A 314-nucleotide genomic window follows, 5' to 3' on the forward strand; every position below is an offset into this window, starting at 1 on the left:
TTAAATTTAATTAAGACCGTTTTTTTTTTGTCTTTTACTATAAATAGTAAAAAATGCTTTCTACTTTTTATTATTTTCTTATCTCAATATGTCAATGAACTTTGTTTCGCTTTAAGCCATAGGCTTTAAGCTCTAAGCTTTCGCTTTTGTGGAGAATAACGGAGTCGAACCGTTGACCTCCTGCGTGCAAGGCAGGCGCTCTAGCCAGCTGAGCTAATCCCCCATTTTTCAATCTTAGATTGTAGAATTCAGACTTTAGATTTCTTAAATTCTTCTCTAATTTCTTTTGGTGAATCCCAACTTCCAGAATTTCC

General features: G+C 34.4%; 1 tRNA gene. It reads right to left on the reverse strand.

From position 1 onward, the window contains the following. Positions 1-149 precede the first annotated feature (149 nt). A tRNA-Ala gene (locus tag IRZ99_RS21160) sits at positions 150-223 on the reverse strand. Positions 224-314: the final 91 nt, after the last annotated feature.

It is taken from the genome of Flavobacterium sp. LC2016-12 (genome assembly GCF_015351595.1).
GTDB lineage: Bacteria > Bacteroidota > Bacteroidia > Flavobacteriales > Flavobacteriaceae > Flavobacterium.